This is a genomic window from Mucilaginibacter aquatilis, from assembly GCF_009755275.1.
GTDB lineage: Bacteria > Bacteroidota > Bacteroidia > Sphingobacteriales > Sphingobacteriaceae > Mucilaginibacter > Mucilaginibacter aquatilis.
In genome coordinates this window covers 429888-446166 of sequence record NZ_WQLA01000004.1, presented here as the reverse complement: position 1 = coordinate 446166, position 16279 = coordinate 429888, and the positions used below count along the sequence as shown (strand labels likewise).

Sequence of the window (16279 nt, the reverse complement as noted above, 5' to 3'; positions counted from 1 at the left end):
CAATTTACAGAATCTGCATCATACTATTGTGTTTTACAACATTTACTTGCCATGCTCAGGTTTTACGCAAGCGTACAACTATGTTAATGGGGGGAAGGTTTGATATAAGTATTGTTGCGAATGACTCACTCACCGCCGAGCAAAACATTGACACCTGCATAGCTGAAATAACCCGCATAGAAAACCTCATATCAGACTGGAAAGCCGAAACGCAGATTGGCCAGGTGAACAGCAACGCTGGTATAAAAGCAGTTAAGGTAAGTCCTGAAGTTTTTAGGCTGGCCCAACGTGCTTTACACCTTTCAAAAATTACCAACGGTGCTTTTGATATAAGTTTTGCCGCAATGGACAAAATTTGGAAGTTTGATGGCACCATGACACAAATGCCATCACCCAAAGCGGTGAGGAAATCAGTAGAAAACGTGGGCTATGGCAATGTAATGCTAAACGCTAAGAGGTCCACAATTTTCTTAAAGAAGAGAGGTATGAAAATTGGCTTTGGTGCATTAGGAGAGGGTTACGCTGCCGACCGCTGCCGAAGCTTAATGCTAGAACGAGGAATAAAGGCAGGTATTGTAAACGGGTCGGGCGATATGAATACCTGGGGTAAACAGCCTAACGGAGACGATTGGGCTATAGGCATCACTAACCCTATGCGTAAAGATTCTATTTTTGCAATTGTACCACTAAAGCAGGGTGCAGTAGTAACATCAGGCAGTTACGAAAAATTTGTATTGTTTAACGGTAAACGCTATGCACATATCATAAACCCGGCTACCGGGTACCCAGTTACCGGACTATGCAGTGTAACCGTATTCGGCCCGAGTGCCGAGATAGCCAACGGTTTCAGCACCTCTATTATGGTATTGGGGCGCGAAAAAGGATTAAAACTACTCAGACAATTCCCGCAATATAGTAGCATTATGATTACCGACGATGGCAAGGTACTTTCTTCCCCAAATATTGATGTGAGTAAATTCAAACTATAATAAAGGCTGTTAGTAACAGTCGGTAAGTATTTGATTATGTGATTGGTAATAGCTAATGCCTTTACCCGTTTTAGTTTTACAAATACCCTCTAGCACATCCATCACATCTCTTTGCATTGCTAATGAGCCACATATCATAATAGTGCCTTTAGTGCTTAATACATTCACCATAAAATCGGGATCGCGGGCTATCAAATCACTTACATACTGTTTGTTCCCCTCGCGCGAAAGGGCAACACGCAAGTGCTGAAGTTTACCGGCAGCTTTGCCTTGGTTTAATACAGCTTTGTAATTATCAACCGAATGGCTATGACGGAATCCACAATATAAATGACACGGAACGTTTGCCTTATTTTGGTTTATCATTCCTAAAAATGGCGCTATGCCCGTACCATTAGATATCATAACCACCTCGGGTGATTTGGCCGGAAAATGAAAGTGTTTATTATATACAATGCGTGCTTGCATTTTTTGTCCAACCGTTAAGCGGTGTAAAAAGCCCGAACCAAGCCCATGTTCATGTAAGCGCACGCTAAGTTGAATTTCATTATCAATCACACCAATTGAATATAGCCTTTCGCGGTTATCATTTGCAGGATAGATAGCCAGCAAATCGCCCGAAGTAACTTTTTGTAGACGCTTGGTTTTTAAGCGTACGGAAAATGCGCCATCCTCCGTTCCCGTTGCTGTATTTGAACTTACTGTAAATGATTTTAATTTGTGCTTTTGGGGCATTTTTAAATCAGCCGAGGCTTCAATAATGAGGCCTGACTGCTGTGACCACGCTTCGGCCCAAAGCTCAAACTCCTGTGGCGAGCGGTCATTTACCGTATGAACGTCGATCAGTGGTTTGGCCCAGGTTTGTTGCGAAAGGAAGTTGTTAATCTCAAATGCAAACTGGCAAAAATCAGGGTAAGCATGTGAGCCAAAACCTAATACTGAATAGTTTATGTTTTGTCCCTGCGGATACTTTTTAAGCAGGTTGAAAAATTTAGCAGCGTTAGTTGGCGCATTGCCCAGGCCATAAGTTGCGGTAATAATTATGAGATGTTCGGCTTTTGGAAAGATGGTGTAATTGTTAAGCTCGGTAATAAATGATCGCTGTCCTTGCTTTAATAATTGTTGGTGTACTGCTTTTGCAAAGCGGTATGTGCTGCCGTTTTCAGAACCAATAAGTATAATAACGTTGCTTTCATTGGCTTTAAACTTATTATCAACCCGGTTAGCCCGGCGTTTCAATGTTATGGCAAAGCCCGAGTAAATAAAGAATAGAATGTTTGCCGCTGCAACAGCCAGCACAAGCGCCCACACTATGCTGGTTCGGCCGGTATGCAAATCAAGACTCAGATTTGAGTACACTACTGCTTTTGGATATACCACTTCGCTCAAAATGTCGCCGGTTATTTGGTTTACAGCAATTTCGCGGTCTTTAAGCTTAATGGTATAATAATCTTCTACATCTTCAGAAAACGGAAATTCAACGCTTTCAACCTCTGACAATTTGGTGTTCTTAAAAACACTTATTTCGGTTGCTTTACGTACCGGTGTCGATTTGATGTTGTCAAAATCAACCTTAATGCTATTCTTTTTAATATCGAATATATCAAACCGCGCTAATGATAAATAAGTGCCACTAATGGCTATAATGAGTATAGGGATGAGTGACAAACGACCTAAAACTACATGATAATACTGAGCAAAGCTATCGCGCACAATGCGTTTAAAAAAGTGCCTAATTCCACGCTGCCGCTGAATGATTAATGCAATGCCCGATGTAGTTATAAGCATAAGCAAAAATGCCGTAACACCAATAATTGCCCGCCCAACTTCATGCAAAAACAATGAGCGGTGCAGTGATCTTACAGTTTCAAATAAATCGTTCTCCTTTGGGGTAGTGCCCAACACTTTGCCGGAAAGCGGATCAACAAAGGCATCAAGATTTTTACCGTTGGTGTCGGTTGCTTTTATTTTGACAAATTGGTTGGCATCAACTGTAAGTTCGCTAATGTCGGGGTAAGCTTTGCGTAAGGCAGGAAGTGATTTTGCAAGCGTAATTTGGCTGAAACCATTAACGCCAAATGGCTGTGTTTTCTGGCTAATTGGCTCAAATGCCAATATAATGCCGGTTATTGATAGAAGTGTAAGCAATAAAAAAGAAGATACAGCCAGGGCTAAGTGGCTATATCTCCAAATTGAAATTGTCATGCGGTGTAAATGCCTTAGTTGGCGCTAAAACGTACGTGACGGATATAACCGGTACCTTCGGTTTTTGCTGATAGTCCTTCAGTTGTAAGCGGAACTTCTACGTCACTTACATTGTATTTTTTATCTTCAACAGCGCTTTCAAAACGTATTTTGTATCCTGCATTTATTTTTGATTGTTCAAGTTCAATTACATTCACACTGCGGTCGCCGCCGGTTACCGATGCACCTGTTATGGCATTAATGTTTGTTGGTTTGGCTTTATAAAACTTATGCCATTCCTTTAAGCTATTGTACCATTTCTTATCGGACCCTAATACATACAGCGTTTTTTCGTAAGCACCTTTACTGTTTATAAGCGAAATAACTACATATGCACCGTCGCCCATATAATTCGACATCTGCACCATGCATTTGTATTTATTAGTTTGAGCCGATGCAGCTTGGCCAATCATGAACAAGGCAGCAAAAAGACAGAAGAGTTTAAAAAAGCGAGGCATATTATTATTTTAGGAAGGTAACAGATACATTATTTTTGGTAAGTGATTCATTTTCGGCAGCTAGGTCATAGGCAGTTTCTTTGAAATTTGTAACTGCATCTTTTTTTGCACCTGCCGAAATAAGGAATTTCATCATGGCATCGTCCTTAGCTATCATGGCCGAGCGGTGCAATGCAGTAAGTCCGTCAGCATTTTTTGCGTTAATATCAATACCCAGTGGCTGTAAACGTCTTAGTAAACCTATATCATTTTTGATAACAGCAAGGTGATATAGGGTATTGCCATCTTTTTGCGGAGCTGTTACGTTAATGCCTTTTTCTATTAACAGAGATAATTTGGTGCCGAATTCGTCACCAGCAGCTGAGCCGGCACCGCGTTGCGGACGGTAGGATTCCATAAGGTAGTAGGCCAGGTTATTGCCTTTTTTATCCATCACGTTTACGTCTGCACCTTTAGCAATCAAGTAGTTAATGGTTTGGGGCGAATTGCTGCGTACGGCCATAGTTAAAGCAGTTTCACCTTTAGCGTTACCTTGATTTAAATTTTTAACACCTTTAAGCAATGCAGCTAAAACGGCAGTATCCCGATTAATCGCAGCTGCATACATCAATGGGGTGTTACCTTCTTCGTCGGCTTGATTTACGTTTGCACCTTTGCTCATAAAGTAGGCTATAGTTTCGGCATGGCCAGGGCGGCGTGCAAGGAAATGCAAAGCATTTTCGCCTGTTTTTGCACTTGCTGATGCTTTAACCCCAAGACTTTCTAAATACTGGTAGTAAGACAATGGAGTAGGGGGGGCTGGTGCGCCTCTGCGACCGCCACCTGCTTGAGCCGCCTGCAACATAGCGTTAGGGCCGGGTTTTAAACCTTTTTGCTGTAAACTTTTCAGCAACTCGATGTTTCCGCTACGTACGGCATAGTCAAAGGCATTGTTGCCTGCAGCATCAGTAGTTTTAAGGTCAATACCTTTTGATATAAAGTAATTAGTTAGCGCTAAGTCTTTATCATTGGCAATGGCCAATAACAGGGCGTTTGCACCAGCGGCGTTCACATTCTTTTTAAAATTGTCTCCGTTAGCTAACAGCACATCATAAACTTTAGTATTGGGCTGCCCTGCGGATGCTGCAAAAAGAAGAGGGGTGCTTCCGTGACTGTCAACTAAATCAACTTTTGCTCCTTTGTTTAATACGTAAGCCATTATTTCATCATTGCCACGCATAGCCGCCCAATGTAAATATATGCGTCCATCATGAGTAAGCTTGTTAACATCATTACCGGGCTGATCAATAAGATATTTTATAGTCTCATTTGGTGCCTTTGCATTAATTGCCATTACTACAGCATCAAAGCTATTGGCGTTAAGCTGAGCGGGGTTTGCACCTTTTGATATTTCGGCCTTGACTTGTTCAATGCTTGTTTCGGTTTGCCAAAACGGGGCATTCAATAAAGCGTTGTTTTGTGCCTGTGTTGCCAGGGATACTAACGATGCGAGCGTAGCAAAAAATAATTTCTTCATTAAAGGGAATGATAAGACTAACCAGTGATGTTAAGGCAAATCTAATAAGAATCAGTCTAAATAAAAACTTGTATGTTGCTACTGATAAGTTTTTTCAAGTAAGCCATGAAAACGTTACCTGTATAGCAGGGTTATGATTGCTATTTGTACGGGGCTTTAGTATGTTTAAAGGCCCATTTAAATCAATATGCAAAAGTCAATCCTGTTTATAGTGTTTGCAACGCTTGTACTTTTTGTTACTAAGTTAAGTGCTAAACAATTTGAAATTGTAACACCCGGCAAAAAGGTCTCTATTGTATACACCGCCGATGGTAAACTCGATTCGATTGTTGCGCACCTTTTAGCTGCCGATATAAAACGGGTTAGCGGATACCAGCCCCAAGTGCTTACCAATTTGAAAGATGCAAAAGGGAATGTAATCATCATCGGTACCACTACATCGGCACTTATCAGCAACATTAAAGGTGGGTTTGATACTAATATTAAAGGCGGATGGGAACGCTATAGCATGCGAATTTTATCTAACCCTGTGAAAAACGTAACTAATGCATTGGTTATTGCAGGCAGCGATTTGCGGGGTACCGCTTATGGTGTGTTTAGTCTTTCAGAAAAAATAGGCGTTTCACCCTGGTATTGGTGGGCCGACGTAGAGCCTGCGAAAAGGAAGTTTTTAACAGTAGATATAGATGATTATACCTCGCAAAGCCCCTCGGTTAAATACCGTGGCATATTTATAAACGATGAGGACTGGGGTTTACAGCCTTGGGCAGCAAAAACATTTGAACCCGAGACGGGCAATATTGGCCCTAAAACCTATGCTAAAGTATTTGAACTATTACTGCGTTTAAAAGCCAACCTCATCTGGCCAGCCATGCATCCAAGCACAAAAGCTTTTTATTCTTATCCAGGCAATAAAGAAGTTGCAACAGATTACCAGATAGTGATTGGTTCATCTCACGCTGAGCCAATGTTGCGCAATAACGTGGGTGAATGGGACGAAAAGATAATGGGACACTTTAATTATGTAACCAATAAAAATACAGTTTATAAATACTGGGAGGACCGTGTTAAGGAAAGCAGTGGTAACAATGCTATGTTTACCTTAGGAATGCGTGGCGTGCATGATAGTGGAATGGAGGGGGTTAAAAGCAGCAAGGACGCTATACCTTTAATTGAACAAATATTTACAGATCAGCGGGGCATGTTAAAAAAGTACATAAACCGTGATGCTACAAAAGTTCCACAGGTATTTACCATTTATAAAGAAGTACTTGATATTTACGAGGCCGGCCTCAAGGTTCCTGAAGATGTTACGCTTGTTTGGCCTGATGATAATTATGGCTACATACAGCGGCTAAGTAATAATAAGGAAAGTAAGCGCTTAGGCGGTTCGGGTGTTTATTATCATGCATCATACTGGGGGCGTCCGCATGATTACTTATGGCTTTCAACCACACATCCGGGTTTGATGCGCGAGGAAATGACCAAGGCTTACACTTTAAATGCACGAACAGTTTGGGTGGTCAATGTAGGCGATATTAAGCCCGCCGAGTACAATTTGCAGCTGTTTGCCGATATGGCTTACAAAATAACACCGTTTATGAGCAGCAGCTATTCAAATGAGCATTTACAAAATTGGGTTGGCGGTATCTTTGGGCGGGATCAACAAATGGAAATATCGCAGCTTATGTGGCAATACTATAATTTGGCTTTTGAGCGCAAGCCTGAGTTTATGGGCTGGAGCCAAACAGAGCCAACAACACAAACCAAACTAACAGCTTATAGCCACAATAATTATGGCGATCAGGCTCAGCAGCGCATAAACGCTTATGGAAATTTACAAAACCGTGTAGGGAAGGTTCGCACTGAAATTGCTGAACGATTGCAGAATGCATTTTACGAGCTGGTTCAATACCCGCTTACAGGTGCCGCTTTGATGAACAAAAAGTTTTTATATCATGATAAAGCTGTTTTATATGCATCTGAAGGACGCATAAGTGCCGGTGATTACAAGAGGTTATCAGAAGATGCATATAAGCAAATAATGAAGGAAACCGATTATTATAACAATCAACTTGCTCAAGGAAAATGGAAGGGTATGATGTCCATGCAGCCTCGCAGCTTACCGGTATTTAATTTACCTCACTTTAACATGTCAGCTCCGGCGGCGAGTCAACAATGGAACGTTTATGTGGAAGGTTATAAGGCAGGTCAGCCACCTGTTGAAAATAGTAAGTTGACCTTGCCCATATTTGATAAATATAATCGCCAACGGTATTTTATAGATGTTGCCTTGGGGCAAAGCAAATCTGTTAAGCTTTCCATAAAGCCGTCTGCAAAATGGATTGTTGTAGATCAAAACGTGGTGAGTCTTTCAACTGGTATGCTAAAAAGCCAGCAACGTTTAACTGTACGCGTTAACTGGGAAAAGGTACCGCCAGGTACGCGCTCGGGTTATGTTAATATTAACTACGGTATGAAGAATATTAAGGTAAACGTTGAATTAGAAGCGTTTGAAAGTAATAAACTTACCACGTTTGATGGGCCTGTAGAATCGGCAGGCCAAATAATGATCAATGCTTCCAGCGGCCGTGCAAAAATAAATAACAGAGGGCAGTACTCGTGGCAAAGGATAGTAAACTTAGGTTCAGCGGGCGGCTGCCTGCAAGCCCTTCCGTTATTGACTGAGCCTGACTTTGATTTAACCGATACCGCCGCAATACGTGGTAAGCAGGCAAGCGTAACCTATTCATTTTGCACATTAAAACATGCAGATGCCGCTTTCAGTATTTATACGCTTCCAACATCTCCACTAAATCAATTATTTGAAATGCGTTATGCTGTAAGCATTGATGGCGGGCCACTCAAAATTGTAAATTTTAAAACGGTAGGCAGGAGTAATGAATGGAAAGAAAACGTATTAAGCAACTCCGCAGTACGAACAGTCAATGTAAAAGATCTAAAAGCGGGAATGCATTCGCTTACCATTTACCAGGTTGACCCTGGCGTAATTCTCGACAGGATATTTATAAACCTTAATAACGTTGCGGTACCTTATGGATCTTTTCCTGTAAAGGTGATTCAAAAGTTTGATAAGTAGCAACGTAAGTGCGTTGGGCTTGTCAAAGGCTAGCGATGTTGATTAGACTATTATGCAGGTCTGTTAAGCTATTCTTGTCAGTCTTTGCTCAAAGCTATGCTTATCGATTGACGACAACTTATAACAGCATTATAAAAATCAGGTATAGAAGAAGATAAGTAATTAAGTTTTAACCATAAAAAAAACGGCCGCTTATAGCGGCCGTTTCTCTTGTGTGACTTTATTTTACTTGCTGAGCAAGGTAAATTTATTCTCTTTAACATCACGCGAGTTAGGGCCTATAAATACTTTGAAGTCACCCGGCTCGGCAACATATTTTAGTTGTTGATTATAAAACTTCAAGTCGTCTTCGGTGATTGAAAAGCTTACTTCTTTGCTTTCACCTGGCTTAAGGCTTATTTTTCTAAAGCCTTTAAGCTCCTTAACAGGACGGGTACTGCTGCCAACCAAATCACGGGTATAAAGTTGTACTACCTCTTTGCCTTCAACTTTGCCGTTGTTTGTAACGGTTACTTTTGCCGTGATTGCCTGTCCTGGTTTTAAGCTTGCTGCGCTTAGCTTAACATCGCTGTAGCTGAATGTAGTATAGCTTAAACCAAAGCCAAATGGATATAGCGGATCATTACTTACATCCAAATATCCAGACCGGAATTTACTGAACCAGCCATTTGGTGTTAAAGGGCGACCGGTGTTTTTATGGCTGTAATACAATGGTACCTGCCCAACATTTTGAGGGAATGTTACTGACAGTTTACCGGAAGGATTTACGTTTCCAAATAATACATCGGCAATAGCATACGCAGCCTGCGATCCGCCAAACCAAACGTTCAATATAGCCGGAACGTTTTCGCTTTCCCATTTGATGGCTAACGGCCTGCCGGTAAATAATACCAGTACCACAGGCTTACCTGTTTTTAACAATGCAGCCAATAAGCGTTTTTGAACGGCCGGAATTTCAATGTCGGTACGGCTTGAGCTTTCACCGCTCATTTCTGAGCTTTCACCTAATGCTGCTAATACAACATCCGCTTTTTTAGCGGTATTCACAGCTTCTTCAATCACATCGTTTTCAGGGCGGTTATCGCGTGGAATTTCGCGGCCAAACATGGTAGCGTTTTTTTGCAGCGTAGCATCGCTGGTTAAATTAGCACCAAAGCTGTGGATGATTTTAACGTCTTTACCGGCTACGCCTTTAATGCCTTCAAGTAATGATGGCGTGTTGGCCAAATCAGCATTAACAGCCCAAGTACCCGGCATATTGGCGCGGCTATCAGCCAGCGGGCCAATTACGGCTACTGTGCCTGACTTTTTTAAAGGAAGGACATTACCCTGGTTTTTAAGTAGTACAAAGCTTTGCGTTGCAACTTCACGACTAAACTTTAAATTCTCGGGCGTTAATATCTCTTTTTGAGCACGCTCTTCGCTGCAGTAGCGGTAGGGGTCTTCAAATAATCCTAATTTATATTTAGCTTCTAATATTAAACGGCAGGCATTATTAATTTCGGCTATAGTAACCTTACCTTGTTGCATTGATTTTTTAAGCGTGGTTAAGTAGCCTTCACTTACCATATCCATTTCGGTACCGGCTTTAAGTGCCAGCTCTGAAACTTTTTGCAAATCGCCTAAACCATGGTCTATCATTTCGCTCACGCCGGTGTAATCGCTCACCACAAAGCCGTTAAAGCCCCATTGTTTGCGCAACACATCGTTAAGCAACCACTTGTTAGCAGTAGCAGGTACACCATTTATATCATTAAATGATGCCATTACGCTACCTGCACCAGCGTCAACGGCCGCTTTGTAAGGCGGAAAGTACTCATTGTACATCCGGTCAAGGCTCATGTCAGTAGTGTTATAATCACGGCCCGATTCGGCAGCACCATAAAGGGCAAAGTGCTTAACGCAAGCCATAATGGTGTTGGCCTTTTTCAGGTCATCGCCCTGGTAACCTTTAACCATAACTTTGGCAATTTGTGAACCCAGGTAGGTGTCTTCGCCACTGCTTTCGGCAATACGGCCCCAGCGTGCATCGCGCGATATATCAACCATGGGCGAAAACGTCCAGTTGATTCCATCAGCACTGGCCTCAACAGCGGCCATACGGGCTGTGCGTTGTATCAAATCTAAATCCCAGCTGCAGGCTAAAGCCAGCGGTATAGGGAAGCTGGTTTTATACCCATGTATAACATCCTGACCAAAAATCAGCGGTATATGCAAGCGACTGTTTTTTACAGCAATTTCCTGTGCTTTACGTACGCGGCCGGGTGTGGTTAAGCTAAAAATACCACCAATCTGTCCGCTGGCTAATTTTTTTTCTACGCCAGTACTTACGGCAGTACCGGTTGTTGCCTCGCCACCAGTTACCAGGTTAAGCTGACCAATCTTTTCATCTACCGTCATTTTAGCCATTAGCTGGCTTACAAAGGCGTTCATTTTAGCTTTTTCGGCTGATACCGGCGTTTTGACTTGTGCCTGCGCAGAGACAGCACAAAACGCAGCAATACATATAAGCGAGGTAGCTTTCTTCATAGTTAGTAATCTTTGTTCTTTATTTTTTTAGCAAGTGAGGAGTAATCTCCTTTATCCATATATCATATCCTGGCTGCTTCATATGCAGCATGTCTGATAAAAACAACTCAGGGCGCAGGCTGCCGTTTTTGTTATGCATTTTGCTATCGACCTCAACAAATTGGGTAGCCTTGTAATGCGTTAAAAACTCTTTAATTAAAGCATTAGCGTGTAAAAAGGCTGATGAAAATTTAGTACGAGATGGACTTTGTTTTATTGAGATATAAGCCAAAGGCACATCCGGCTGGTTGTTGCGTATGCTGGTAAACAAGCTGGCAAAACGGTCTAGCGTTTCTATTGCGCTTGCACCGCCTGCAATATCGTTTTCACCGCAGTAAATTATAATTTGCCGTGCCTGGTAAGGGAATACAATATCTTTTACGTAGCGGTTAACGTCAACAAGGGTTGATCCTCCGAAGCCTCGGTTTATAGCACCATAATCTTTGTAAACCTTTTCTAAATCGGTCCATTTTGTGAACGATGAACTGCCAATAAAAAGGATGCCGCCTTTTGCCGGCGCATTTAGGCTGTCCTTCTTTTTAAAGTTTTGAATGTCATTCCAAAAGGCAGGTTTTTGTTGTGCAATGGTAAAAGTTGTGATGCATGATAATGCAAGCAGGAAGAAAAATTTTAGTTTCATTACTGTACTTTAATTGGTTTGGATGATTTACTTACACCGTTCTCGTTAAACGATTCGATGCTGAAATAATAGGCCTGGTCGGTACCTAAACTTTTCAAATCAAGCTCATTTTTGTCATATATTAACCAAGAATTGTATAATTTATCTGGCGCAATGCCCCATTTAATGTTATATCCCTGACTACCTTTAACAGCATTCCAGGTAATCATTGCATCGCGGCGGTCTGTTTGGCGTGTAACCTTGAAGTTTTTTGGAATTGTGGGAGCAGATCCATTCCCTTTACCAAAAATTCTGAAGCCACATATAGCGAGGTTTGCTGGCACATGAACGTTTTTGTAGCGAACATACCTTACTACAGCAGGTGTTTCCAGCTCAATATAATCGTTAGGATTGTCGGTAAAACTATCTTTTTTGTCAATTAACAGTCTCCAGGTTTTTCCATCAATACTACCTTCAACCGTATATTGATGCTTAAGTCCATCAACGCGACCGTACAAATTGCTTTTGTAATCGGCAAAGTTGAGTTGTACTGCGTAAACGGTGGCTTGTTTTTGCAAATCTACCTGTAACCATTGCTTATCATTATTTTCAGCGGCAAGCCAAAAGGTTTTAATATCTTCATCAACAGCTTTATCTGCGCTGTGTTCGATTGTTAAGGTAGAGGAGGCGGTAATGGGTTTTTTATAGTTCAACAGCATCCAGCCGGTAAAGCCGCCTTTTTTACCTGTCATGGCCGGGGCAAAATGAGGGTAATCGCCAAAGTATGTATCAGAATACATCAGGCCATCATCATCAAAAAAGGTAGGGTAGGTGCAAAGCCGGCGTTCCCAATTTACATTTACTGATAATGCCATGGATGCGTAATGCCAGTACTGCCCACCCGGACCAACAACTGTGCTGCCGTGACCTGCTCCGTTTATAAACCCTCCGGGTTTATATGATATAGGGTTGTTTTGGGCGTAAGTATATGGCCCAAGCGGTTTATTGCTTACATAAACACCATCGCCGTAAACATTAAATTCGGTACCCGGTGCGGCATATTGCATGTAATATTTACCGTTATGTTTGGTTAGCCAAGCGCCTTCCATGTAACCTTTAAGTTTGGTATCAGAATGGTTTTCGCCGAAGCGTTCCCAGCCATGCTTATCACCATCAAGTTTGAACAGCTCAACGGTATTCGACACTGGCTTGAAATTATTATTTGGGTCAAGCTCTTTACCGTGGATAGGGAAAGTGTTTGACGAGCCCCAAAACATGTAGGCCTTGCCGTCATCATCAATAAACAAATCAGGGTCTTGCAGGTCGTTCAGTATAAAAGGTTTAGCTTTCCAATCACCTTTTTTAGGGTTGTTGGTGTAAAGTATGCTCATTGAGCCAGATGGGTCTCCGGTTACGTACAATACCGAATCTTTGTAATTGTGGGCAGCAGGAGCGTTGCTTCCCTGAAAATACCATTTTTCGGGTGTAATAAAATCCCAGTTAGTTAAGTCTTTTGAGTGCCAGTAACCTAATGAGCGGGTAACGAACATATAATACTCACCCCTGAACTTTACTACAGCCGGATCGGCACCCGAACGGTATGATAAGCCTTGCTCGGCATTGTAAATCATGTAGGTGTAATCAACATTAAGCGGGTTGCAATATGTACGGTTTTGATTAACCTGCGCTATTGCAGGCATACTACATAACAAGCAGAATAATATATTTAAGCCTAACTTCATTATTTTTTAGCGAGGTAGGTAGATTTATAGTCAAGTTTCTTTAAACCGGCTTTTACTTCAGGGCAACTCATAAATAGTTTCCAAAGTAGACCCGAGCGGCCATTTTCAATCATTACAGCTATAGGGCCTTGGTCTATGCCCAGGTAACGTTTAGGGTACCAATTGTCCGTTTCGCTAAAAGCGTCATAAAAACCATACTTGCCCCATACTTTATCACCCAAGTCCTCATAAAGGTGACGAATCACTTTCATGGAATATTCAGGTGTATAAGGGTAGCTGGATAGGGCAGCCGTCGGCGTTATTACGCCTAAATCTTCATGCGTACTATGCCCTGCGTAGCCATTAACTGAATAACTGGCTGTTAACCCCCAGCAATTAGCACCATAACCTTTAAAGTGTTTAGGGTTGTCTATACAATATGCGTGTTGAATGAGGCTGTGATTTTTAACTTCATTCCAATAATTGCCATAGCGGTCAGTCAGGCCTTTAGGGCAAAGACCTAAATATGAGTATTGAGACCAAAATAGAGGTCCAACCTGGTTTTCAGGTCCGTTATGTTTTAGCCTTATTTTGTAGTTGTACAATTTAAAGTTGGTATTGATAGCACCCCCCTTTGCCCAGCCTTCATGATAAACCTGGGCAGGTATGCCGTGGGTAGTAGAGGAAGCGGCCATGATGTACATAATAAGGCACTCGTTATAACCGGTAACCGGAAAATTCATTTGCCAACCCACGTTAGGTGACCAATGCCAGTACAAAACATTTTTATCGCCATTGCGATACCAGTTCCAGTCTATTTCTTTCCAAAGCTTATCAACTTGTGCAGCCAGCTTTCGTTCTGCAGCATTGCCGTTTTTAAAATACTGACGAACGCAAAGTAGACCTTGTGCCAAATAAGCCGTTTCTACAAGATCGCCACCGTCGTCATTTTTACCGAAGGGCTTCACATTTCCGGTTTCACCGTATAACCAGTGTGGCCATGCCCCGTGAAAACGATCAGCTTTATCTAAAAAATTCACAGCTTTTTGCAAACGCTCAAACCCTTGTTTGCGGGTAATATAATGCCTGTCAATACCGGCTACAATGGCCATTACTCCAAACCCCGCCGCACCCGTAGCTACGACATCTTTATCGTTTTGAGGATAATCGCCGTCAACATGATAACGTTCACGGGCTAAGCCGGAGTTAGGCTCGGCTCCATCCCAAAAATACTGGAAGGTTTGTTTTTCTACGAGGTCAAGTAACTGTTTATCAGTAAGCCCTTTTTTTATTTTTAAATCAGGGTTGTAAGTTGTACTACCAGCCGTTTGCGCAAGTGATACCGCATTTGCCCCTGTTAAAACGGTAAATAATGTGATAATGAGCAGTACTTTTTTCATAGGGATTACTGGGTAAAATGCCGATTGGGCCTTAAGAAATTCGCCTGCAGAATTACAGACTTTAAAAAAAAGCCGCCACAAAGACACCAGGTGAATTTGTGGCGGCAAAATATTAATTGCTTGGGTTTGGCTTTAATAAGCCGCCACTTAAGTCAATTTGTTGTTGCGGAATTGGGAATAATGCCCGGTTTGCATTCCAAGTTTTGCCATCAGCAGCAAATGCGGCTGCAGCACGGCCTGGTTGTACGGCATCCTGACGAACCAGATCAAAAAAGCGGTCTTGTTCCATAGCCAGTTCAACACGGCGCTCATGCCAAATTTGTTGTAACGTTGGTATACCAATGGTTGGAACTTTAGCACGTGTACGCAGTTGATTGATGTCGCTTTGAGCAATACCACCCTGGCCAGTTTGTAAGGCAGCTTCAGCATGTATTAATAGTACTTCTGCATACCTGATCACCATTACGTGTTTTGGTAACCTGTCAAAGTTGCCACAATTAGGTTCAGCCTGACGGCTGTAGTAAGCTTTGTAGTTGTAGCGTTGATTTTGAACCGAATCCTGCGTTGGTATACGGAATCCGTCATACAACACCGTACCTACAGAGTTTGCACCATTCGAAGGATTTATGGTGATGATAGTTGCATTTTTGCGTACGTCACCAGCTTCAAATTCATTAACTAAACTTTGTGATGGATTGTTGAAGCCGTAACCCCGGTCAACCCAGCCATTTTTACCACCAGCACGCGGGCCTTGGGCTACGGTAAACCTGTCAATTGCAGCATTACAAGCCAGGTTTTGTCCTGCCTGAATTTCAAAAATTGATTCTTTGCTGTTGTTGCTTACCTGGCGGAACAATAACGTATAATCAGCTAATAGTGAGTAATTATTGCTTTTTATAACAGCATCAGACATGGCGTATGCGTTGGTATAGTCTTTATTGTAAAGATAAACTTTAGACAGTAACGCCTGAGCTGCACCTTTGCTTGCACGGCCTACATCAGCACTGTTGTTAGCAATAACCGGCAGGTTTTCAGCTGCGAAAGTTAAATCGGCTATAACAAATTTGTAAATGTCTTCTGCGGTTGCGCGGGTTTGAAACTGTGGCGAATTAGCTTCGCTTGCAGCCGGAACACGGTCAAGCAATGGCACGCCACCAAAAATGCGAACCAGGTTAAAGTAAAACATAGCGCGTAAAAAACGTGCTTCGCCAATTAAACGGTTTTTCACCGTTGCATCAAACTGTGCATTTTGCAGTTGGCTAAGCGCCTGATTAGCACGGGCAATTGCCTGGTAATAGCCTTTCCATATATTATTAACTACGCCGTTATTGCCATTAGCTGTTAGCTGGTCAAGAGTATTAGCGTCGCCGTAATCGCTGGCGGTACTGCCTTTATCGGCATCATCAGAGGCTATATCACCTAAAACGGTGAATTGAAAGCCCCTTACATCATTGCCAAAAGCATCACCGGCAAAAAATATGTTGTATATACCGGTAACCAGGTTGGAAGCAACGTTTGGATCGCTGATAATTTGTGCTTCTGTAATTTCACCTTGCGGATTTACATCAAGCGAATTTTTACACGAATAACCGGTGCCTACAAGTAGCGCAGTCATCGCAGTTAGGGTTGAAAATTTATATAATGATTTCATTGTAGTGGTAGTG

General features: G+C 42.1%; 10 protein-coding genes. 2 read left to right on the top strand and 8 right to left on the bottom strand.

Annotation, left to right across the window (positions count from 1 at the left end; genetic code table 11):
- Positions 1-86: 86 nt before the first annotated feature.
- Positions 87-989: an FAD:protein FMN transferase gene (locus GO816_RS12640; RefSeq protein ID WP_157542326.1), complete on the top strand. Its 903-nt coding sequence runs from the start codon at positions 87-89 to the stop codon at positions 987-989.
- A 9-nt stretch (positions 990-998) separates the two neighbouring features.
- On the opposite strand, the gene GO816_RS12635 is transcribed toward GO816_RS12640, so the two are convergent.
- From GO816_RS12635 to GO816_RS12625, 3 genes are read right to left on the bottom strand one after another with little or no spacing between them, the layout of a single operon-like run.
- A complete protein-coding gene (locus GO816_RS12635; RefSeq protein ID WP_157542290.1) occupies positions 999-3194 on the bottom strand; it encodes a PepSY domain-containing protein in 2196 nt (731 codons plus the stop codon).
- A 14-nt stretch (positions 3195-3208) separates the two neighbouring features.
- Positions 3209-3691 carry a DUF2271 domain-containing protein gene (locus GO816_RS12630; RefSeq protein ID WP_157542289.1) on the bottom strand — a complete coding sequence of 161 codons (483 nt, stop codon included), beginning with the start codon at positions 3689-3691 and terminating at the stop codon, positions 3209-3211.
- Between the two features lie 4 nt (positions 3692-3695).
- On the bottom strand, positions 3696-5207 hold the full coding sequence (locus tag GO816_RS12625; protein ID WP_157542288.1) for an ankyrin repeat domain-containing protein: 1512 nt from the start codon (positions 5205-5207) through the stop codon (positions 3696-3698).
- A 187-nt stretch (positions 5208-5394) separates the two neighbouring features.
- Between GO816_RS12625 and GO816_RS12620 the strand changes: the two genes are divergently transcribed.
- Complete coding sequence (locus GO816_RS12620; RefSeq protein ID WP_157542287.1) at positions 5395-8307, top strand: glycosyl hydrolase 115 family protein; 2913 nt, start codon at positions 5395-5397, stop codon at positions 8305-8307.
- 225 nt (positions 8308-8532) lie between these two features.
- Here the strand turns inward: GO816_RS12620 and bglX are convergent, their stop codons facing one another.
- From bglX to GO816_RS12595, 5 genes are all read right to left on the bottom strand, one after another.
- The gene (bglX, locus tag GO816_RS12615) at positions 8533-10836 is read right to left on the bottom strand and encodes a beta-glucosidase BglX (RefSeq protein WP_157542286.1); all 2304 of its coding nucleotides are present in this window, start codon (positions 10834-10836) and stop codon (positions 8533-8535) included.
- A 19-nt stretch (positions 10837-10855) separates the two neighbouring features.
- The gene (locus GO816_RS12610) at positions 10856-11515 is read right to left on the bottom strand and encodes a GDSL-type esterase/lipase family protein (protein ID WP_157542285.1); all 660 of its coding nucleotides are present in this window, start codon (positions 11513-11515) and stop codon (positions 10856-10858) included.
- The gene (locus tag GO816_RS12605; protein ID WP_232336566.1) at positions 11515-13194 is read right to left on the bottom strand and encodes a family 43 glycosylhydrolase; all 1680 of its coding nucleotides are present in this window, start codon (positions 13192-13194) and stop codon (positions 11515-11517) included. Before GO816_RS12605 ends, GO816_RS12610 begins: the two co-directional genes overlap by 1 nt.
- 41 nt (positions 13195-13235) lie before the next feature.
- Entirely contained in the window at positions 13236-14615 is a 1380-nt protein-coding gene (locus tag GO816_RS12600) for a glucoamylase family protein (protein WP_157542283.1), read from the bottom strand.
- 112 nt (positions 14616-14727) lie between these two features.
- Entirely contained in the window at positions 14728-16266 is a 1539-nt protein-coding gene (locus GO816_RS12595) for a RagB/SusD family nutrient uptake outer membrane protein (RefSeq protein ID WP_157542282.1), read from the bottom strand.
- Between the last annotated feature and the right edge of the window lie 13 nt (positions 16267-16279).